Below are 20,899 nucleotides of genomic sequence, written 5' to 3' on the forward strand. Positions count from 1 at the left end.
GAGAAACGAGGCGAGACGATCAACGGGAAAACCTTCGAAAGATCTCAGATCACGGGGAGTGGCATCCGGATCGTTCCTTCCAACGCGGCTCGATGCCCTTCTCGCAATGGACCGCCAAGTTGAGCGAGGAGTCGTCCCGCAGCGGTGAGGAGTGGATCGTGCTTCCCTTGGACGGCGAGCGCCATGGCATTTGTCAGTTCACTGAAGTACACCGGGTCATGGTTGCGAAGCCGCGAGATCGCATGGGATTTCCGGAAGCCACCCGCACCCAGGAGGCTGAGCAGGATCTGCTGGACCACGTTGTGGAGATCGAGGGCGACGGCTGTCCCTTCGACAGGATCGTCACACTGCTTCAAGTCGTCCATGAGGCTGGTCAGCACGTGGCGGAAGTCGTTCCGATCCGCGAGAAGCGGTCCTGCCTTCCGGATCCGCTGGGCCGCTGTCTTCAATAGATCGGATCGGGGCGTCGGCAGGGGGAGGACGCGTGAGGTCAACACAATGTCGAGCATCACGTGGTTGCGACCCGTGCGACCGGCATGGATGAGGCCGTTGAGACTCTCGATGTCATAAAGCCAGCTGTCGAAGAGATGGCCTCGCCATCGTCTGGTCTCGCGAAACGGGTGGATGGCTTCCGGAAATACCAGCACCAGATCGATGTCTGAATGCTCACGGGCCATGCCATGTGCCGTAGATCCAAAGTGCAGCACGAACTCGAAGCCGGGGTAATGGGTCCGGGAGAATTCCAGGATATCTTGCTCATCCATGAACGACTCCTGTGACGAATGATTGGCGTGGCGCGCGCAGGCGCTTGATGGCGAGTAAGCCTGTCCAGCCAGCAAAGGCGATCGCCGCGGCCATCACGCCGTTGACTTTGCCGAAGTTGTCAGCGACAAGCATCGGATAGACCTGAACCCCGTCGATGCTGATGCCGAAGATTGCAGCCGTCAGCACGTTGTAGACGAAGTGCAGGGTGATGGCAGGCCAGAGCGAACGATTCTTGAGGTAGATCAGGCTCAGTGCACACCCCGCAAAAGCGGCATGGGACATCTGACTCCACGCGACGGGACCGCTATCCAGATGCACAAGGGTGAAGAGAAGCACCTGAACCGTAAAAGCCAAGGGTATGCCGGCGACCTGCGCGAGACGTCCCAGCAGAACGAAACGGAAGAGGACTTCTTCGAAGACGGCGGTTCCGATTCCGAAAGCTGTCAGGTAGCCAAGCTGCGTCCAGGTGAAGCCATGCCAATGGCCCTGCGTGTTCGGTGTTGCCACCACTGCGCCGACTCTCGCGAGGATCGCCGCAATGGCGATGATCGGGGCGATGCGCAGCGACCCCTTGCGCTTCGCAGGGTGTCTGGCGTCGCTGCGGAAGGCATAGGGAAAGAGGAGCCAGGCCATGCAGAGCGTCACGAGCGCGCGCGTGACGCCGGCGCCAACAACCAGATGGGTTTCAAAGGGATGGGGCAGTTGCTCCCATGCTCGCAGCGTCAGCCAGGGGGCAACCCCACCTGCAAAGAGCACCATCAAGACGACCCGGAGCGCGATGCCGGCCCGCGTGAAGATCAACTGTCCTTGCATCTGCATCGCAAGCTCCAGGTCGTCGTTGGCCGATCAGAAAGCGTTGCCGTACTTCATGGCGAAATCGAAGCAGTACAAGCTCCAACCTCCGGAGGCTTGGCACTGGGCGCCCAGCCAGGAACGTTCGTTGGTGATTTCTCCCCAGGGATTCGTCCCGTTGATTCGCGTGGCTGCGGCATCCCCGCCGGACACCATCTCGAGTTCATGAAGTTCAAGTTCGCGCATGTTGATTTCCAAGAGGGCGCATGAGAGGTGGCGCCCGAACACCAACCCTGGTTGCGTCGGCATCCTTTCGATGAAGGATGTGCAACTGAGCTGATGCACAGTCTTGCGGGGTCAGGGCTTGCCAGCTATGGCTGATGAAAGCCAAATTGCCTGCAGGTGCCAGCACATTGGGTCATCAGACTCACTGAAACCTGTGGGTTTTCCGAATCCAGCTCTTCGCGGAATCGCTCAGATTCAGGCCGTGACTCGGGATCAGAGGATGTACGTCGGCAGCCGCCGCGGTCGTCGGATGTTCCACAGCATCCAGATCGACAGGCAGGACATGAAGACGGCGCTGGCCTGGTGGCTGTGGCGCAGGGAGAAATCGTCGCCGACCATCATCGGGGAGAGGGCGAGCCCGTCCAGCGAGGCACCGAAGGTCAGCGAGACCAGCACGTTGTAGGCCAGGTGCAGGGCGATCGCGCCGAGCAGCGATCGGCTCCAGAGATAGAAGGAGCCGATCATGACGGCGCCCAGGGCCAGGTGGCTCGCCGCGCGCAGGTCGAGCGGCGGTCCGAACAGGTGGAGGTAGACGAAGAGCAGGATCTGCAAGACGAAAGCGGGCGCCCGGCCGACGATCTGTCCGAGTCGGTCGAGCACGAGGAATCGGCAGAGGAGTTCTTCGGACACCGCGGCATGGAACGAGCAACCGATCAGGTAGACCCACTGGACGTGGCGGGTGTCCTGCGGGGTCCACTGGACCCCGCCGAACATCGCCCCCAGGACCATCGACGCGACGAGGCCGATGGCCATCAGCACGCCGAGCTGAACCGGACGCCGGTCCGGTCTGCAGCCGGCCAGCCTCACCACGAGCCCGCGCCCGAAGAGCAGATGGACGACGACGAGATCCAGCACGGCGGTCAGCACCGACGCGCCCAGGAGCGCATGGAGGGGCGGGACGTGCAGGAGGTCCAGGCAGACCCACAGGCTCAGCCGGTAGGTGACGTTGCCGAGCAGGTAGAGACCGAGCAGTACCCGCGCCAGGGAGGCTGTGCGTTGACGGAGAGTCATGACGCATAGTCTTGCGGGGTCGGGTCTTGCCGGCTATGGCCGATGAGAGTCAACTCCGCAGCCGGAACCACCGGATTGAGCCAAGCCAATCACTGATTCCTGTTGGCGCGGCGGGTGCTGCGCTGGTCCGCGCAGCAAGCTCGAACTACTCCTGGACCAGCGTCAACGCTTCCATGCAGACGCGGAAATGGTCCGGTCCCAGGTCCGGCTCGATCGCGATGTCCCGCAGCTTCAGGCCGTAGGGCAGGCCTTCTTCCTCCGCCCGCTGCACCCAGGCCGTCAGGCGCGACACGCGCTGCTCGAAGGGCAGGCCGCGCGTCGCGGCGAGGTCCAGCCACTGCTCGCTGGCGCGGCTGCCCAGACGTTCGCGCACCAGCAGCGGGGCACCGCCTCCGCCACCGCTGCCGCCGCCGGTCGGCGGCTGCGGCTGCGCCAGCGCGAGCGCCGACTTCTTCCAGAGGATCTGCCGCGGCGAATCGCCGTGCCGGTAGGGTCGCAGTCCGGGGTCGTCGCCCAGGCCCGGCTGGCCCTGGCCTTGCGGCAGGCCTTCCTCGACCGCGGCGGCGGGCGGCGCGTCCAGCTCCGGGGTCGGATAGACCCAGGCCTGCGCCGCCGGGCGCCAGTAGCTCCAGGTCACGAACAGCCCAAAGGGGAAGTGCGATTCGATGCGCAGGCGCGGCAGCGCGTGGCGGCCGCGGGTCGCGAAACTCAACTGGAGGTGCAGCTGCGCGTGCCCCTGCACCGGGACGTCCGCGTAGGCGGCGTCCGCCGTCTTGGTGTCGGGCAGTCGCAGACCGACGCCGAAACGCGCCGCGCCGGTGTTGTGCAGCCGGATGTCCAGCGCCAGCGGCTGGCCGGCATGTGTGGCGGACGGCGTCTTGAGGTCCAGCTTCAGGCCGCGCAGGTTGGCGTGCGTCGCGTTCATCGACGCCATGCCCGCGCCCGCCAGCACGAAGGTCAGCAGGTAGCCCAGGCTCAGCTGGTCGTTGATCGAGGCCAGCAGCAGCACCAGCAGCGTCGCCACGAAGGCGGCGCCCGGGCGGCTCGGGATGATGTACAGGTTGCGCTGCGTCAGCGCGGTCGTGTCGCTGGCCGGGTGGCGGCCCTGCCACCACTTCTCCCAGCGGCGCTGCCACGGCCAGCGCACGGCGGGCAGCTTCAGCGAGGGGAACTTCCAGGAAGGCACGCGCACGTCAGTCCAAGGCAGTTCAGGGCAGCGGCACCGCGGCCATCATCGCGCGCACCTGTTCGCGCGCGCCGCGGGCGCTGCCGCCGCGCGGGCGCAGCCGGTGCGCGATGGTCTGCGGCAGGATCGCCTGCACGTCGTCCGGGGAGACGTAGTCCCGCCCGCTCAGCAGCGCCTTCGCACGCGCCGCGCGCAGCAGCGCCAGGCCGGCGCGCGGGCTCAGGCCTTCCTGGAACCACTCGCCGGAACGCGTCGCCTCCAGCAGCGCCTGCACGTAGTCCAGCAGCGCCGGCGAGACATGGATGGCCAGCACCGCGCGCTGCAGCGCGCGCAGCTGGTCCGGCGTCATCACCGGCTTGAGCGAGCGCAGCAGCTCGCGGCTGTCGCCGCCCATCAGCAGCTCGCGCTCGGCCTGGCGGTCCGGATAGCCCAGGCTGATGCACATCAGGAAACGGTCCAGCTGCGACTCCGGCAGCGGGTGCGTGCCGAGCTGCTCGCTGGGGTTCTGCGTCGCGATGACGAAGAAGGGCAGGGGCAGCGGATGCGTCGTGCCGTCGACGCTGACCTGGTATTCCTCCATCGCCTCGAGCAGGGCGCTCTGCGTCTTCGGGCCGGCGCGGTTGATCTCGTCGGCCAGCAGGACCTGGCTGAACACCGGGCCCGGGTGGAACTGGAAGGGATTGCCCCCGGCCGCCTGCGCGCCGGGCTGGTAGATGTTGACCCCGACCAGGTCCGAGGGCATCAGGTCGGTGGTGAACTGCACGCGCGAGAAGTGCAGCCCCAGCGAGATCGACAGCACATGCGCCAGCGTCGTCTTGCCGACGCCGGGCAGGTCCTCGATCAGCAGGTGGCCGCCGGCCAGCAGGCAGGCCAGACAGTCCTCCGTCTGCGCCTGTTTGCCCTTGATGATCGTGCTAATCTGCCGGCGCAGGTCGGTCAGCGGCTGGGAGGCGAGGGTCGGAGCGTCTGAACTCATCGGCGCACGATATCGCAGAATGCGTTCGCTCCGGCGAAGCGCCGTGCGTGTCCCGGCCATCCCCTGATCGCGATCCGACCGTGCCCCGCCCCGTGCCCCGACCGTGCCAGAGCCGACCATGAGCACCGCCTTCATCAGCCACCCCGACTGCCACCGTCACGACATGGGCGCCGGTCACCCGGAATGCCCGCAGCGCCTGGGCGCGATCGAGGACTGGCTGATCGCGAACGGCGTCGATGTCGCGCTCGACCGCCATGAGGCGCCGCGCGCTGAACTCAGGTCGCTGGAGCGCGCGCATACAGCCCGTTACGTGGCCGAGCTGAAGTCCGAACTCGAGGCGCTCGAGGCGCAGGCCAGGCAGGGCGTGCCCAACCCGATGAAGGCGCTGGACCCCGACACCTGCGCGAACGCGCATACCTGGTCCGCGGCGCTGCGCGCGGCGGGCGCGGCGGTGCAGGCGACCGACCTGGTCGTCGACGGGAAGGCCGAGAACGCCTTCTGCGCGGTCCGCCCGCCCGGGCACCACGCGACGCGCGACCAGACGATGGGTTTCTGCTTCTTCAACAACGTGGCCGTCGCGGCCCGGCATGCGCTGGACGTGCGCGGCCTGGACCGCGTCGCGGTCATCGACTTCGACGTCCACCACGGCAACGGCACCGAGGACATCCTGGCCGGCGACGACCGCGTGCTGATGGTCAGCATCTTCCAGGACCCGCTGTATCCGTACTCCGGCACCGAGCCCAAGGGCGCCAACATGCTCAACGTGCCGGTGCCGCCGTACACGCGCGGCGCGGAGGTGCGCGAGATGATCGAGTCGCTCTGGATGCCGGCGCTGGAGCGCTTCAAGCCGCAGATGATCTTCGTCTCGGCCGGGTTCGACGCGCACCGCGACGACGAACTGGCGCAGCTCGGCCTGGTCGAGGCCGACTACGAATGGATCACGCTGCGCATCATGGACGTGGCCCGGCGTCACTCGAAAGGCCGCATCGTGTCCTGCCTGGAGGGCGGCTACGACCTCGGCGCGCTGGCGCGCAGCGTCGGCGTGCACCTGCGGACGCTGGCCGGCATCTGAGCCGGCGCCACAATCCGGCCCGGACCGGCCGCAACTGCCCGCAACTGCCCGCGCGCTGGCGCCCACCCAGAATCCCCATCGACTGAACGACCCGGCCCGCGCCGGACGCCGACTTGATCTCCTCCTTGAACAACGCCTTGGGTACCACCTCTTCCCTCAACCACACGCTGAGCCTGCGCGAACTGGAGTCGCTGCTCACGATGCTGGCGCGCCCGCAGGCGCTGATCGAATTCGGCCTCGTGCTGGCCTGCCTGGCGCTGTCCTGGCTGATCGTCTACCGCATCAGCAAGCATGTGACGGCGGCGCCGGGTCATCACTCGGTGCTGCTCGGCCATCGCGTCTTCGACGGCGTCCTGTTCCCCGTCATCGCGCTGCTGCTGGCGCTGGGCGCGCGGCGGGTGATGCCGCTGCTGGGCGAGCCGGTCGCGCTGTTCCGCGTCGTGATCCCGGTGCTGCTGTCGCTGGTGGTGATCCGGCTCGTCGCGCGCGTGCTGCGGGCCACGATGCCCGACTCCGTCGGGATCAAGCTGCTGGAGCGCAGCGTGTCGTGGATCGCGTGGCTGGGATCGATCCTGTGGATCATCGGCGTGCTGCCGATCCTGATCGACGAGCTGCAGGACGCGGATCTGACCTTCCTGCCGAAGAACGGCAAGGCCTACATCACGGTCTACGACGTGCTCCTGGGCGTGCTGCAGGTCGGCGCGGTGCTGCTGGTGGTGCTGTGGCTGTCGTCGGTGATCGAGTCGCGGCTGCTGCGCGGCAAGTCGGTCCTCGACCTGTCGATGCGCAAGATCGCGGTCAACCTGACGCGCACGGCGCTGCTGGTGGTCGGCACGATGGTGGCGCTGAACACGGTGGGCCTGAACCTGAGCGCGCTGTCGTGGCTGGGCGGCGCGGTCGGCGTGGGCCTGGGCTTCGGCCTGCAGAAGATCGCGGCGAACTACGTCTCCGGTTTCATGATCCTGGCGGAGCGTTCGCTGCGCATCGGCGACATGGTGAAGGTCGACAATTTCGAAGGCCGCATCAGCGACATCAAGACGCGCTACACGGTGATCCGCGCGCTCAACGGCCGCGAGGCCATCGTGCCCAACGAGTCGCTGATCACGACGCGGGTCGAGAACCTCTCCCTCGCCGACCCGCAGGTGAACGTGTCGACGGTGGTGCAGGTGGCTTACGGTACCGATGTGGACGCGCTGTTCCCGCAGCTGATCGAGGAAGTGAAGCGCGTCCCGCGCGTGCTGTCCGAACCGTCGCCGTCGGTGGCGCTGAGCAACTTCGCCGCCGACGGGCTGGAGCTGACGATCGGGTTCTGGATCTCCGATCCGCACAACGGGCAGGGCGGGGTGCGCTCGGACGTCAACCTGGCGATCCTGCGTTTGTTGAATCGCCTTGAGATCGATATCCCGTTCCCGCAGCGGGTGTTGCGGACGGTGGTGGAAGGCCCCGTGGCGCCGGTCGTTCCCGCGGAGAAGTAGGCACCATCGACAGGCGGGCTACGCTGCGGTGAAGCGGATCACCCGATGGGAGGCTGGCTTCTCCCGAAGGCGCGTGAGCGCTTCCCCCTCCGGAGCGGATTGCCAGCTGGCGCGACCCAGCGTCGCGAGGTCGTCATAGCCGCCCAGCCGCTCGAAGCGTTCGAACACGAACGGCAAGCCTTCACCCGTGTTCGGCACACATTCATCGCTGAGGTGCAGATGCAGATGGGGACCCGTGGAGTCGCCGCTGAATCCGAGTGCTCCCAGCACCTGCCCCTGCCGCACGCGATCGCCGGGGCGCACGGTCAGGCTGCCGGGGCGCAGGTGCTCGTAGAAGACGTGCCCTCCGCCCGCGAGCGACAGCACGACGTGATTGCCCGGCGCATCGATCAACGGATGACGGCGGTTGCCGGCAATCGAGGTCGTCTCGGTCATGTCGTTCCGCGTGGCGCTCACGACGCCGTCCGCGACGGCCAATACCGGGGCCCCGTAGCCGAAGTGGTTGGCGGGTCTGTCGGCGTCGCCTCGCGCGATGCGTCCCTCCGCATCAACCTGGACGAAGTCGATCGCATGTCGGCCGGGAATCGTCCAGCGATCCGTCTGCTGGAATCCGACACGCCGGTGACCGCGCGCCCAGGCTGGATCGTGGATCGCGACCCAGAGGCCGTCTCGGAGCGGAGGACCGAAGACCGTCACGCCCTGCGCCGGCACGGCGAGCACATCACCCCGGATCTCGCGATCCGGACCCCGCGCGAGGATGGGCAACAGGCGGGAGGGCAGGGGGCGCCCTGGTCGCGAACGCAGCTCCACGTGGATGACGATCCGATCATCGTCGATGCGCGCGAGACGCCGCGTCAGCGCGGCGTCCTCGAACTCCGCGAAGGTATCGCCGCGATCGTCGCGACCGTCGCGATCGGCTTCGAGCAGTCGCAGTGCTGTCGGTGACGGCTCGCCGGCGGGACAGGCGAAGTGGATCTCGCCGACGAGTTCGTCCACGCCTTCCACACACACGGCGCCTCCGGGCGCGATCAACCGTGGACGGCTCAGTCGCGTCGCCGCATCAGCGTCGACCGTTGTCGCCATCGTCGTCGCCCTCGCGAAGGTCGGCGGCGTGGCGAGCATCGCGATGGCGGCGCCCGTGAAGGTTCGGCGCGGAAGGCGCGCCCGCCCGTCGAAGGGATCGTTCATGCCCGCAGTGATACGCGCGATGCGGTCGCGACGCGAAGTGCCGGAAGGCACGCCGCACGCGGGGCGACAGCAAGTTCGGTCAGGACGCGCGCCCGCTGCCTTTGAGATGATGATCCGCATGGACAGCACGACGACGCCTCCCACCACTGACGTCCTCTCCGACGTGGTCGCCTGGATCGAGCAGCAGCTCGACCAGCCGCTGACGTTGGAACAGGTCGCGGCGCAGGCAGGCCTGTCGCCGTATCACTTCTCGCGGCTGTTCACCGCGCGCATGGGGCGCAGCGTCATGTCGCATGTGCGCGGACGCCGGCTCGTGCGCGGTGCGCGGCGGCTCTGCCATGACCCCGATCTCCCCCTCGTCGAGCTCGCCTTCGACTGCGGCTTCGAATCCCAGGAGGCGTTCACGCGTGCGTTCAAGCGCGTGTTCGGCGTCTCGCCGGGGCGCTTCCGCAGCGGATTCGCCGTCGACCCCATTGAAGGCCAATTCCCAATGACTCTCCCGATCGCCCAGGACACCTCGGTCATCCGACTGCCGGAGCTTGCGAAGCTCCCTGCCTTCCGCGTCGCCGGTCCCACGCGCCGCTTCGACCAGGCCACCAAGGCCGAGATCCCTCAGCTGTGGTCCGCGCTGATCGGCCGGTTGCCGTTCGAGGGTCAGGTCGCGAGCTGGGCCACCTACGGCGTCGTCTCCGACGTCGATCAGGCGGAGGGCGGCTTCCAGTACATGGCGGGCGTCGGCGTCGAGCCGGACTGCGTGCCGCCGCCCGGCTTCTCGGCGATGGAGATCCCGGCCGCGACCTACGCGGTGTTCCGCATCACCTTGAACGGCACCGCGCTGCATCCGCAGGTCAAGCAGGCCATGGCGATGATCTGGGGGGAGCTCCTCCCAGCCTCCGGCCTGAAGGTCATCGACGGGCCCGACTTCGAGCTGTACGACGGCCGCTTCGATCCTCAGGAGCCGGGCTCGGTCATCGACTTCCACGTCCCTGTGCAAGCCTGATCGATCCGACCAGCGCGGCATCGACGACGCAATGAAAAAGACCACCCGAGGGTGGTCTTGTCGTTCGTGATCGCGACGCTGGCGATCACGCGGGGCAGGGCGTTCAGCCCGCCGCCACCGGGATCTTGATCGGCTTGCCTGCGGCGATGCGCTGCTGCCACTCGGCCGGGCCGGTGATGTGCGCGCTGGTGCCGCCGGCGTCCACCGCCACCGTCACCGGCATGTCGACCACGTCGAACTCGTAGATCGCTTCCATGCCCAGGTCCTCGAAGCCGACGACCTTGGCGTGCTTGATCGCCTTGGACACGAGGTAGGCCGAACCGCCCACCGCCATCAGGTAGGCCGACTTGTGGTTCTTGATCGACTCGATCGCGACCGGGCCGCGTTCGGCCTTGCCGATCATCGCGATCAGGCCGGTCTTCTCCAGCATCATGTCGGTGAACTTGTCCATGCGGGTCGCCGTCGTGGGACCGGCCGGTCCCACGACTTCATCGCGCACCGGATCGACCGGGCCGACGTAGTAGATGACGCGGTTGGTGAAGTCCACCGGCAGCGGTTCGCCCTTGGCCAGCATGTCCTGGATACGCTTGTGCGCGGCGTCACGGCCCGTGAGCATCTTGCCGTTGAGCAGCAGCGTGTCACCCGGCTTCCAGCTGGCGACTTCGTCCTTGGTCAGCGTGTTCAGGTCAACGCGCTTGCTCTTGTTGTAGTCCGGCGCCCACTTCACGTCGGGCCACAGGCCCAGGCTCGGAGGCGTGAGGTAGCTCGGGCCCGAGCCGTCGAGCACGAAGTGCGCGTGGCGCGTGGCGGCGCAGTTCGGGATCATCGCGATCGGCTTGGAGGCCGCGTGCGTCGGGTAGGTCTTGATCTTGACGTCCAGCACGGTGGTCAGGCCGCCCAGGCCCTGCGCGCCTATGCCCAGCGCGTTGACCTTCTCGTACAGCTCGATGCGGAGTTCCTCGAGCTTGTCCTTCGGACCGCGCTCGAGCAGCTCGTACATGTCGATGTCGTCCATCAGGGCTTCCTTGGCCAGCAGCGCGGCCTTCTCGGCCGTGCCGCCGACGCCGATGCCCAGCATGCCGGGCGGGCACCAGCCCGCGCCCATGGTCGGCACGGTCTTGAGCACCCAGTCGACGATGTTGTCGCTCGGGTTGAGCATGTAGACCTTGCTCTTGTTCTCCGAGCCGCCGCCCTTGGCCGCGACGATCACGTCGACGGTGTTGCCGGGCACGACCTCCATGAAGATCACCGCGGGCGTGTTGTCCTTGGTGTTCTTGCGCTCGAAGATCGGATCGCTGAGCACCGAGCCGCGCAGCTTGTTGTCCGGGTGGTTGTAGGCCTGGCGCACGCCCTCGTTGACGGCGTCCTGGATGGAGCCGGGGAAGTCGCCCCAGCGCACGTCCATGCCGATCTTGAGGAACACGTTGACGATGCCGGTGTCCTGGCAGATCGGACGGCGGCCTTCGGCGCACATCTTCGAGTTGGTCAGGATCTGCGCGATCGCGTCCTTCGCGGCCACGCTCTGCTCGCGTTCATAGGCGCGCGCCAGATGCTGGATGTAGTCGGCCGGGTGGTAGTAGCTGATGTACTGCAGCGCGGCGGCGACGCTTTCGACGAGGTCGGCGTAGCGGATGGTGGTCATGGTCTTTGCGGTCCTCAAGGATCAACCACCCATTATCGCAAGTGCCCCGACACCCTGCTGGCGCTGGGAAGAGCTGTGGTCAGGTGCTCGCACGGTTTCTGAGGGTCTCGCACACTTGCGCAGCCTGCCATAGGGGCAAGAGCGCGTAGGGATTATAAACCAAGCGGCTAATACCTTTTTGCACAAGCCAGCTTTTGCACAAAATGGCTTCAACAACCCGCTCAGGTATCCGGGGTTGAGTGAGCGGCTTCGCGTTCCTTATTGAGGAGTCCGCTTCGAGAATCGGAGTCGTGTGCCAAGTTCACAAAGTATTTGACCCTAGCGCGGTGGTTGCAGACTTGCGCAAGTTGCATACCACAACGCGACTAAATCTTGTCCCTTACCGTTCGCAACGGAATTTGGCACTTCCACAAAAATGATCAACGGCCAGAACGTGGCCCGTTCCACCAAGATCGGTGATAAGAAGCTGGCGGAGAAGTCGCTTTGAAGATTGAAAGCGAATTCGTCACCTCGGTGGTTATGCAAGGTGTCAAGCCCGTCCGCTTGTACGAGGCCATTACTGCGCTTCTTGTGCGCGCAGCCTTGCGCAGGTGCCTCTTTACCCTCATAACCTAACACCCCGCTTCGCTCAAATTTCAGGCAGCTCAGAGGCTCCCTGGTTCGCAGGGTCACCGCTTACGCACTTCGCCTGCGGCATCCGCCGAAGCTCCGTGTCAGGTGGTGGTGGTCGCCTTTGACTCGGACGCAACTTATAGCGGAGGCGATGCCCGCTCTCGCCCCTACGCTTCCAGCGCGATCCCAACACCCTGATCAACCGCTTGGTCGGAAGGACTGCGACGTAGCGGAAACGGAAGGCAAGGGCAACTACTCCACCGAGATCATCGCCAAGCAGATGCAGAAGGTTGCGCTCGTGGATGGCAAGAAGCGCACGGCGCTTCGACGGTAACCAGCTCAAGATCAACGACAAGGACGTCGATGGCCGGCGTGCGACTTCCCTCGATCACGATCCGCTTCGACCGCGTGGAGTTGTACGTCGCTTATCGAGGCGGGGAACGGGTTGGGACGGTGTCCTTCGAGAGGGATCGACCTGCGTGGTGGACGGGACCGGAGAGTCTCGATAGGTTCTGAAGGGGCAGAAAACGTCTGGGAATGGTGCCGCTAGCTTCGGTCATATTTCGGCAGACAACGGCTGAGTAAGGGCGTGCTCGCGCGCATTGCGGACATGCTGCGCAATCGCAGAAGGTCCCCCGCGCACGTACAGTGATGTACATGCCTATTGTTGACCTCAGTTCTGCTCCACGGTTAGCTAGATCTGGAACAGCTCGATCTGCGAAAGTAAGTCGCAGGCAGTGAAAACTTTCTCTCCGTATAACCGTCCAAGCCCCGTCGGCGAATCAACGTTGAAGGAACGAACATGGAAGCGAAATTTTTAGCAGTTGTTGGCGCCGTCTTTGGAAAGAAGAATCGTAAAGATTGGGTTCCATACCTAAGTGATCATCCAAAAGAGATTGTGCGCGTGGTCATTTGGGAAAACATTGAGAGCATCGCCAAGACGTTGATCGTTGGTGTTGCCATGGTCTTAGTTGCTTGGTTATCCAAGTGACATCTTCGAGCTGTTTGCTGGATCAGTTGGTTTGGCGACGAAGGCGCTTTGCGAGCGCGATTTCGCTTAACTGCTTGCCGGTGGGCTTGTCGTACGCCCAGGCCTGGGATCATACTGAGTACTAGACGATGGCAAATCCAACGTTGATCGCGGGCAAAACTTCATAACGATCAGCAATTGACGATCGCCGCAGCAACTTCTCTTGCAGCCTTGACGGCTGCCGTGTTCATAACCTTTCTCCTTGACCTCTCGTGCAGGTCTTCCTCGGTGTTTGCTGAGCCTTGGGCTCCGAGTTTTCTTTGTCGATGCCGAACTCAAACGCGAGCTGGAGATCTTGCAATTCTGGGAAGCCCGCAATTCAGCCGGCGAGTTGGGAAGGAATGGGCTCTGGCCGGGGTATTCGCTGCGTCGCGCAATTAAATCGAACACCCGCTGCACTTCGCATCCCAGGGGCGGCATCCGCGCTGGGTAGGCGCGTTCAACGACGCGGCAATTGACTGGCGCTAGCTAGCGCGAGCCACCAAGGTTGAGTCCAGGCGACGCTACAGGGACAGGAAGCCCGAAAAGCATTGATCCGTTCAGCTATTCTTCCGAGTGGAGGAAGCCATGACACCTGACGAACTCAAAGCCATCTGGAATTTGGTCGGTACGCTCGGCACGGGCGCACTAATCGGAGCGGTGGCGCTGTACTACTTGGGAAAATCGCTCGGTGCTTACTCGGCAAAAAAAGGGCGAGAATTTTGCCACTAAGGAAGACATCGGGAAAATCACCGACGAGATCAAGAAGGTCGAGCATGGCTATAACGTTATGCTCGAAGAGATGAAGAGCCACAACACGTTGCGCGTTGCAGCGGTTGAACGCAGATTACAAGCGCACCAAGAAGCTTTTGCGATGTGGCGAAAACTTGTTGTTCACTCCAAGGCCGACTTCCACGAGGTGCTGATCGAAGTTCAGGATTGGTGGGAAAACAATTGCATGTATCTGGGCAAGGAAGTTAGTAATGCATTTGTGACGGCGTACCGCAACGAAAATCTTCGTTTGGAATATCTGAAAATTGGTGCGACCGCAGATCAGATTATTGAGGCGGCACACAAGGTCCAGGCGTTTCCCGACATTGTGTTTGCAGCTTGCAAGCTTCCACCTCTCTCCCAAGAGGTGAAGGACGAGATTATTCCAAAGACGTTGACGGAACCGGTTCCGAACCGTGAGTAAATAGTACTCCGTCGTTACGCGGAAAGGGATTCACGCCGCCATACACCAGTTGGATTGCAGGCAATGGTGGCGACAGCTTCGCGCGTGAATCGACACCATCCCAGCAACAGGCATTCGTCGCGGAACTTGCCGTCGAAGCTCTCTAGATGTCGTTAGCGGTCAATCACGTTGATAAGCAGTACAACGAGTGGCACGCTGACAACAACGAAGCTATTTGGAATTCGAGAATCCAAGCTTCGTGAAAAACGAAATGAGGTGTTTGCTAGGAAAAAATGAGTGCATTTGGCCCTTTAGTTGCGTTGTGTTTTGACCTAAACCTGAAAGGCCTTACACTGGCGGCGCTTAACTTTTCTGCGTATAGGGCTGGTTTGTTGGTGTCAGTAGCCCCTCTTTTTGGGGTGTCCCGCGTTGCTGGTTCATTGCTTATATTGCAGGTGTCCTGTGTCGCCTTTGTGCTCGGGACGTTTCTTTAAGCAATTTCGATTGGAATTTCAAATGGACGATATTCAAGAGATCAGCTTGGATGAGCTCGAAAGCGTGAGCGGGGGTTTCCTGCGCGGTTTCATCGGCGGTAAGTTGCTGGACTACGCAATCGACGCCACCATCGGCTACAACAACTCTGGTGCTGCTGCTGACTTCCAGCAGGGCGCAGGTTCTGGCGCCGGCACCTTCGGCTGATAATGAGCAAGGGGCCTCCTGTGAGGCCCCTTTCGTATTCAATGAATTTCGTTCTGAGTTCTTTTCAAGGACTGCGCTCAACAAATAGCTGGCTGAGATTCTCAGTCTTGACGGCCGCGATCGCTTGGCTTGCGGCCTACCTATTGCTTGCGTGCGTTTCTTGGCTGATGACGGCACCGCCGGAGTCTTCACCGCGCTCAGCCGTTGAGATCCTATTTGGCGGGGTCATGGGTGCTCCGCTACTCGAGAATTTGCTCGTTGTGGCCGCCCTGGCTGTTCTAGGCAACTGGTTTTCCGACCGGGTCGCAGTGGTCCTGATGACCGTCATCGCTGTTGCCTTGCATGCAGTCTTCGCGTCGTGGTCCGGCCTCGCAGCCCTGGTGCTGTTTATGACGATGGGAGTGAGCTACCAACTGTGGAAACCACAAGGAGCGAAGCTCGCATTCCTCGTGATCTTCTTACAGCACGCGTTGTTCAATCTGCCCGGGACTGCGGAAGCGGCCTTCCACGCACTGTCGTGAGACGTGCCGGTTGGAACCTTGCTCGCGGCTACGATGTCGCCCGCTGCGAGAGGCAGCAACGATCACCACAAGAACCGATCCCGCCCGACCGGGATCAGAGGGAGCTCTCTTGAAGACATCCATCGCGGCCGTGCTGGCCGCCTCCGCCTTTGCCATGCCCGCGGCGCATGCCGAATTCAGCGTGCAGTTCGACGTCGGCGCGAGCCAGTTCTCGAAGTCGCTGTGCCCGGGCTCCGATCCCTGCGACCGTCACGGAGAGTTCGGCCGTCTGCTGGCGGGCTACCACTTCGACAACGGTCTCGGCATCGAGATCGGTCGCGTGGACTACGGCACCGTCCGCGTCGAGGCCGACAACTGGATGTGGGGTGTGCTCAAGAGCCGCGCGCTCACGGCGGGCCTGTCATACCGGCAACCGGTGTGGCGCCGGCTGGGCGTGGTGGCGCGCGGCGGCGTGTCGCGGCAGAAGGCGGAACTGATGAACCCCGCGTACGGCCGGTTCTCGCGCACGTCCTCCCAGCCCTACGCGGGTCTGGGCCTGACCGTCGCCGTCAAGCCGTACTGGGGGGTGGAGCTCGGCGCGGACGTGAGTCGCGCCAGACACTTCGATCTCTATGTCGACGACAAGCGCACCCTCAGCGCCTGGTACTTCGGGACGCGCTTCAACTTCTGATCTCGCGGGGCCGACGCGCACGTCTGGATCGGCCCGCCCGGCGTGACCTCTCAGTGCCCGCCGCCGCTGCCCGGATTGCTGGCCGTCGGCCTGATCTGCGTCTGCAGCTCCGAGGCCATGCGGGCGCGCTCGGCCTCGCTCAGCGCGGGGCCGCACTGCTTGCGTCCGAGCATCGATCCGGTCTTGACTTCACGGTCGCGCTCGCAGGTCTCGGCCTTGGCGGTCGAGGCCTTGTCCGTGTCCGGCGCTGCGCACGCGGTCAGCGCCGCCACCAGCGGCAGCGCCGCATAGGTCCAGAATTTCATCGCGTTCTTCTCCCTGATCTTCGGGGCAACCCGCCCCGGCCGAGAATGCTATCGGCACCCGCCGGCCCCCCGCCTCGGGATGAACGCGGAGGCCGTGGCCCCGGGGCGGGACGCGCACCGGCGATGATCCGATCCTCACGGCGTGTTCTGCCCCGATGAGCCATAGCCGCAACGCGCCCGCTCTGTTGTACTGCCGGCCCCGCCTATCCTGCGGGGCCGTCTTCTGGAGGAACCTTTCTTGACACCAGGACTCAAACGCTTCTTCGCCAGCGAATCGGCCGGCGGCATCGTGCTCGCCATCGCCGCGGTCGCCGCGCTGATCCTGTCCAACTCCCCCTGGCGGGAGGCCTACGCCGCCTTCACGCGCATCCAGGGCGAGGTGCGCATCGGCGCCGACTGGCTGGTGCTGGCCAAGCCGCTGCTGGTCTGGGTCAACGACCTCTGGATGGCCGTCTTCTTCTTCCTCGTGGGACTGGAGATCAAGCGCGAATTCGTCAGCGGCGAGATGTCGGAACGGTCCCAGGCCGTGCTGCCCATCGTCGCCGCGTTCGGCGGCATGGCCGTGCCGGCGCTGATCTACGCGGGCCTCAACCTCGGCGACCCCGTCGCGCTGCACGGCTGGGCCATCCCCGCGGCGACCGACATCGCCTTCGCCATCGGCATCGTGATGCTGCTGGGCAGCCGCGTGCCGGCCTCGCTGAAGGTCTTCCTGACGGCGGTGGCGATCATCGACGACCTCGGCGCCATCGTCGTCATCGCGCTCTTCTACACGAGCCAGCTGTCGCTGACGGCGCTCGCGGGCGCCGCCGTCTGTCTCGCGGTGCTCTTCGCGTTGAACCGCGCGAAGGTCCGGCGCGCCGACGTCTACATCGTCGTGGGCCTCGTCCTGTGGACCTGCGTGCTGAAGTCCGGCGTCCATGCCACGCTGGCGGGCGTCGCCACCGCGCTGTTCATCCCCTCCGACGACGACGGCCACGGCCACTCGCCGGCCGAGGACCTCGAGCACGCGCTGCATCCCTGGGTCGCCTTCCTCGTCCTGCCGATGTTCGCCTTCGCCAACGCGGGCGTGTCGCTGCTCGGCCTGAACGCCGGCGACCTGCTCCATCCCGTGTCGCTGGGCATCGCGCTGGGCCTGCTGCTGGGCAAGGCGATCGGCGTGTTCGGGAGCTCGTGGCTCATGATCCGTTCGGGGCTGGCGCAGAAGCCGGGCGGCGCCGACTGGGTCCAGTTCTTCGGCGTCTGCGTGCTGTGCGGCATCGGCTTCACGATGAGCCTGTTCATCGGCGGCCTCGCGTTCGAAGGCCACGGTCCGGACTGGGAAACCCGCGTGAAACTCGGCGTGCTCGGCGGGTCCCTCCTGTCGGGCATCGCGGGGACGCTGATCCTGATGCGCAAGCGCGCTTGAAGACCTCGCACCACCAATGAAGAAGGGGCCCGAGGGCCCCTTCGTCGTTCCTGCGCCGGCCGATTCGCCGGCCTATTCGCCGGCCCCTTCGTCGGCCCATTCGCCGGAGCGCTTCGTTGCTCAGTGCTTCTCGGCCGGACCGTGCGACAGCAGCTTGTCCGTCATCGCGATCGCCAGCGCCGACAGCAGGAAGGCGAGGTGGATGGCGGTCTGCCAGATCAGCGTCTTCTCCTGGAGGTTCTCGACGTTGATGAAGGTCTTGAGCAGATGGATCGACGAGATGCCGATGATGGCCGTCGCCAGCTTGACCTTCAGCACCGAGGCGTTGACGTGGTCCAGCCACTCGGGCTGGTCGGGGTGGCCTTCGAGATGCAGCCGCGACACGAAGGTCTCGTAGCCGCCGATGATCACCATGATCAGCAGGTTGGAGATCATCACCACGTCGATCAGCGCCAGCACGGCCAGCATGATGATGGTCTCGTTGAGCTTGGTGACCTGGACGTCGGGCTGGTAGCCGACGCTGCTGACCAGCAGCTTCAGCGCTTCCTGGTTGCCGAACGCCGCCTCGACGAGGTGCACGAGCTCGGTCCAGAACTGGAAGACGTAGACCGCCTGCGCCAGGATGAGGCCGATGTACAGCGGCAACTGCAGCCAGCGGCTCCCGAACATCAGATGCGAGAGCGGGTGCATGCGCTGGCGTGCAGTCTCGGCCGGGGGCGTCGGGCGGTCGGTCATCGGGGTAAGTCCTTCAAGTCGTAACTGGCGGGAACCGCCAAACCGGGCGATTTTAGTGAGAGCATCGCATCGGCTCTTCTACAAGAGTAAGCACATCGTCAGTGTGAAAGTGGAGAGTTCGGCCCAGTCTGAACCCGAGTTCGAAGATCCCTGCCTGTACGGAGACATAGGCCATGAGTGACAAGATCTACAACCCCCCCGCATCCGCCGTCCAGGACGCCCATGTGTCCGGCCTGGCCGCCTACGAGGCGCTGTGCAAGGAAGCGGAGACCGACTACGAAGGCTACTGGGCGCGTCTGGCGCGCGAGCTGCTGAGCTGGAAGCAGCCCTTCACGAAGGTGCTCAACGACGCGGACGCGCCGTTCTTCAAGTGGTTCGAGGACGGCAGGCTCAACGTCTCCTACAACTGCCTGGACCGTCACGTCGAGGCCGGCCGCGGCGACCGCGTCGCGATCATCTTCGAGGCCGACGACGGCACCACCACCCGCGTCACCTACGCCAAGCTGCTCGCCAAGACCGCGCAGCTGGCCAACGCGCTGAAGGCGCGCGGCGTGAAGAAGGGCGACCGCGTCGTCATCTACATGCCGATGTCGGTCGAGGGCGTGGTCGCGATGCAGGCCTGCGCGCGCATCGGCGCGACGCACTCGGTGGTGTTCGGCGGCTTCTCGGCGCAATCGCTGAGAGACCGCGTCCAGGACGCCGGCGCCGTGATGGTGCTGACCGCCGACGAACAGGCGCGCGGCGGCAAGTCGCTGCCGCTCAAGGCCATCGTCGACGAGGCCCTGGCCGACAACAGCTGCCCCACGATCAAGCACGTCATCGTCTACAAGCGCACCGGCGGCAACATCGCCTGGATCGAGGGTCGCGACGAATGGCTGCACGACGCGGTGTCCGGCCAGCCCTCGAGCTGCGAGCCGGAATGGGTCGAGGCCGAACATCCGCTGTTCCTGCTCTACACCTCCGGCTCGACCGGCAAGCCCAAGGGCGTGCAGCACAGCACCGGCGGCTACCTGCTGCATGCGGCGCTGACCACGAAGTGGACCTTCGACCTGAAGGACTCGGACGTCTTCTGGTGCACCGCCGACATCGGCTGGGTGACCGGCCACACCTACATCACCTACGGCCCGCTGGCGCTGGGCGGCACGGAGGTCGTCTTCGAAGGCATCCCGACCTTCCCGGACGCCGGCCGCTTCTGGCAGATGATCGAGAAGCACAAGGTCACCATCTTCTACACGGCGCCGACGGCGATCCGCTCGCTCATCAAGGCGGCCGAAGCCAACGAGGCCGTGCACCCGAAGCGCTACGACCTCGGTTCGCTGCGCATCCTGGGTTCGGTCGGCGAGCCGATCAACCCGGCCGCGTGGGAGTGGTACCACCTGCACGTGGGCGGCGGCCGCTGCCCCATCGTCGACACCTTCTGGCAGACGGAGACCGGCGGCCACATGATCACGCCGCTGCCGGGCGCGACACCGCTGGTGCCGGGCTCCTGCACGCTGCCGTTCCCCGGCATCACCGCGGCCATCGTCGACGAGACCGGCAACGACGTGCCCAACGGGCAGGGCGGCATCCTGGTCGTCAAGAAGCCGTGGCCGTCGATGATCCGCACGATCTACGGCGATCCGGAGCGCTTCAGGAAGAGCTACTACCCGCCGGAACTCAAGGGCTACTACCTGGCCGGCGACGGCGCCATCCGCGACGCGGACAACGGCTACTTCACCATCACCGGCCGCATCGACGACGTGCTGAACGTGTCGGGCCACCGCATGGGCACGATGGAGATCGAGTCCGCGCTGGTCAGCTGCACCGAGCTGGTGGCCGAAGCCGCCGTCGTCGGCCGTCCCGACGACACCACGGGTGAGGCGATCTGCGCCTTCGTCGTCCTCAAGCGCGCGCGTCCGAGCGGCGACGAGGCCAAGGCCATCGCCAAGCAGCTGCGCGACTGGGTGGCCAAGGAGATCGGCCCCATCGCCAAGCCCAAGGACATCCGCTTCGGCGACAACCTGCCCAAGACGCGCAGCGGCAAGATCATGCGTCGCCTGCTGCGCTCGGTCGCCAAGGGCGAGACGGTCACGCAGGACACCTCGACGCTCGAGAACCCCGCCATCCTGGAGCAGCTCGGTCAGGCCTATTGAGGACCCCGGTCGATGCCACGCGCAGGATGCGCGTGGCATCTGCGTTGTCATCGGTTCCTCCGACCCTTCTCCTCTGAAAACACGGGCAGCCCCGCTTTTGCGGGGCTTTTTCTTGCGCTCGCGCAAGCCGACAACCCCCGGGACACCTCCACTCTGGGGATGCGCTGGCCTTCTCGTGGCAGCGCAGGGGTCATCCACACTCCCTCGGGTTGTGGAACACGGAGCCGCGCGGGCCAAGAATCCCG

Annotated in this window: 20 protein-coding genes; 10 read left to right on the plus strand and 10 right to left on the minus strand. The window is 64.9% G+C overall.

Annotated features, from left to right (window positions below; all coding sequences use genetic code 11):
* Positions 1 to 44: 44 nt before the first annotated feature.
* The 6 genes from ABE85_RS02575 to ABE85_RS02600 form a co-directional block, all read right to left on the minus strand.
* Positions 45 to 764 carry a nucleotidyltransferase domain-containing protein gene (locus tag ABE85_RS02575; RefSeq protein ID WP_067269802.1) on the minus strand — a complete coding sequence of 240 codons (720 nt, stop codon included), beginning with the start codon at positions 762 to 764 and terminating at the stop codon, positions 45 to 47.
* Entirely contained in the window at positions 757 to 1,584 is an 828-nt protein-coding gene (locus ABE85_RS02580) for a CPBP family intramembrane glutamic endopeptidase (protein ID WP_067269804.1), read from the minus strand. Before ABE85_RS02580 ends, ABE85_RS02575 begins: the two co-directional genes overlap by 8 nt.
* Positions 1,585 to 1,611: 27 nt before the next feature.
* Positions 1,612 to 1,803, minus strand: a complete 192-nt coding sequence (locus ABE85_RS02585) for a hypothetical protein (RefSeq protein WP_067269806.1) — start codon at positions 1,801 to 1,803, stop codon at positions 1,612 to 1,614.
* A gap of 252 nt (positions 1,804 to 2,055) precedes the next feature.
* A complete protein-coding gene (locus tag ABE85_RS02590; protein WP_067269808.1) occupies positions 2,056 to 2,853 on the minus strand; it encodes a CPBP family intramembrane glutamic endopeptidase in 798 nt (265 codons plus the stop codon).
* A 145-nt stretch (positions 2,854 to 2,998) separates the two neighbouring features.
* Positions 2,999 to 4,039 carry a DUF58 domain-containing protein gene (locus tag ABE85_RS02595; protein WP_067281684.1) on the minus strand — a complete coding sequence of 347 codons (1,041 nt, stop codon included), beginning with the start codon at positions 4,037 to 4,039 and terminating at the stop codon, positions 2,999 to 3,001.
* A gap of 22 nt (positions 4,040 to 4,061) precedes the next feature.
* The gene (locus tag ABE85_RS02600) at positions 4,062 to 5,015 is read right to left on the minus strand and encodes a MoxR family ATPase (RefSeq protein WP_067269811.1); all 954 of its coding nucleotides are present in this window, start codon (positions 5,013 to 5,015) and stop codon (positions 4,062 to 4,064) included.
* A gap of 118 nt (positions 5,016 to 5,133) precedes the next feature.
* On the opposite strand from ABE85_RS02600, the gene ABE85_RS02605 reads away from it, so the two are divergent.
* Together ABE85_RS02605 and ABE85_RS02610 are read left to right on the plus strand one after the other, a co-directional pair.
* Positions 5,134 to 6,087 carry a histone deacetylase family protein gene (locus ABE85_RS02605; RefSeq protein ID WP_067269813.1) on the plus strand — a complete coding sequence of 318 codons (954 nt, stop codon included), beginning with the start codon at positions 5,134 to 5,136 and terminating at the stop codon, positions 6,085 to 6,087.
* 137 nt (positions 6,088 to 6,224) lie between these two features.
* Positions 6,225 to 7,562, plus strand: coding sequence for a mechanosensitive ion channel family protein (locus ABE85_RS02610; protein ID WP_231993212.1), 1,338 nt, complete (start codon positions 6,225 to 6,227; stop codon positions 7,560 to 7,562).
* An 18-nt stretch (positions 7,563 to 7,580) separates the two neighbouring features.
* Here the strand turns inward: ABE85_RS02610 and ABE85_RS02615 are convergent, their stop codons facing one another.
* Positions 7,581 to 8,870, minus strand: coding sequence for a M23 family metallopeptidase (locus ABE85_RS02615; RefSeq protein ID WP_082938257.1), 1,290 nt, complete (start codon positions 8,868 to 8,870; stop codon positions 7,581 to 7,583).
* Between ABE85_RS02615 and ABE85_RS02620 the strand changes: the two genes are divergently transcribed.
* Positions 8,869 to 9,750, plus strand: a complete 882-nt coding sequence (locus ABE85_RS02620; RefSeq protein WP_067281689.1) for an AraC family transcriptional regulator — start codon at positions 8,869 to 8,871, stop codon at positions 9,748 to 9,750. The genes ABE85_RS02615 and ABE85_RS02620 overlap by 2 nt on opposite strands.
* Positions 9,751 to 9,853: 103 nt before the next feature.
* On the opposite strand, the gene ABE85_RS02625 is transcribed toward ABE85_RS02620, so the two are convergent.
* A complete protein-coding gene (locus tag ABE85_RS02625; protein WP_067269817.1) occupies positions 9,854 to 11,392 on the minus strand; it encodes a fumarate hydratase in 1,539 nt (512 codons plus the stop codon).
* Positions 11,393 to 12,806: 1,414 nt separating this feature from the next.
* Here ABE85_RS02625 and ABE85_RS27310 point away from each other — a divergent pair.
* The 5 genes from ABE85_RS27310 to ABE85_RS02645 all read left to right on the plus strand — a co-directional run bounded on the left by ABE85_RS27310 (position 12,807) and on the right by ABE85_RS02645 (position 16,077).
* Positions 12,807 to 12,995, plus strand: a complete 189-nt coding sequence (locus tag ABE85_RS27310) for a hypothetical protein (protein WP_157521878.1) — start codon at positions 12,807 to 12,809, stop codon at positions 12,993 to 12,995.
* 709 nt (positions 12,996 to 13,704) lie between these two features.
* Positions 13,705 to 14,208 (plus strand): hypothetical protein, encoded by a 504-nt coding sequence (locus tag ABE85_RS02630; protein WP_067269819.1) that lies wholly within the window; start codon positions 13,705 to 13,707, stop codon positions 14,206 to 14,208.
* Between the two features lie 495 nt (positions 14,209 to 14,703).
* On the plus strand, positions 14,704 to 14,886 hold the full coding sequence (locus ABE85_RS02635) for a hypothetical protein (protein ID WP_067269821.1): 183 nt from the start codon (positions 14,704 to 14,706) through the stop codon (positions 14,884 to 14,886).
* Positions 14,887 to 14,993: 107 nt separating this feature from the next.
* Positions 14,994 to 15,407: a hypothetical protein gene (locus ABE85_RS02640; protein WP_157521880.1), complete on the plus strand. Its 414-nt coding sequence runs from the start codon at positions 14,994 to 14,996 to the stop codon at positions 15,405 to 15,407.
* A gap of 109 nt (positions 15,408 to 15,516) precedes the next feature.
* Entirely contained in the window at positions 15,517 to 16,077 is a 561-nt protein-coding gene (locus ABE85_RS02645; RefSeq protein WP_067269825.1) for an outer membrane beta-barrel protein, read from the plus strand.
* A gap of 50 nt (positions 16,078 to 16,127) precedes the next feature.
* Here ABE85_RS02645 and ABE85_RS02650 read toward each other — a convergent pair whose 3' ends face one another.
* Positions 16,128 to 16,382 carry a hypothetical protein gene (locus ABE85_RS02650; protein ID WP_067269827.1) on the minus strand — a complete coding sequence of 85 codons (255 nt, stop codon included), beginning with the start codon at positions 16,380 to 16,382 and terminating at the stop codon, positions 16,128 to 16,130.
* Positions 16,383 to 16,620: 238 nt separating this feature from the next.
* On the opposite strand from ABE85_RS02650, the gene nhaA reads away from it, so the two are divergent.
* The gene (nhaA, locus tag ABE85_RS02655) at positions 16,621 to 17,787 is read left to right on the plus strand and encodes a Na+/H+ antiporter NhaA (RefSeq protein ID WP_231993213.1); all 1,167 of its coding nucleotides are present in this window, start codon (positions 16,621 to 16,623) and stop codon (positions 17,785 to 17,787) included.
* 120 nt (positions 17,788 to 17,907) lie between these two features.
* On the opposite strand, the gene ABE85_RS02660 is transcribed toward nhaA, so the two are convergent.
* Positions 17,908 to 18,477, minus strand: a complete 570-nt coding sequence (locus tag ABE85_RS02660) for a TIGR00645 family protein (protein WP_067281692.1) — start codon at positions 18,475 to 18,477, stop codon at positions 17,908 to 17,910.
* Between the two features lie 218 nt (positions 18,478 to 18,695).
* Between ABE85_RS02660 and acs the strand changes: the two genes are divergently transcribed.
* On the plus strand, positions 18,696 to 20,654 hold the full coding sequence (gene acs / locus ABE85_RS02665) for an acetate--CoA ligase (protein WP_067269831.1): 1,959 nt from the start codon (positions 18,696 to 18,698) through the stop codon (positions 20,652 to 20,654).
* Positions 20,655 to 20,899 lie beyond the last annotated feature (245 nt).

This window comes from Mitsuaria sp. 7 (genome assembly GCF_001653795.1).
Lineage (GTDB): Bacteria > Pseudomonadota > Gammaproteobacteria > Burkholderiales > Burkholderiaceae_C > Roseateles.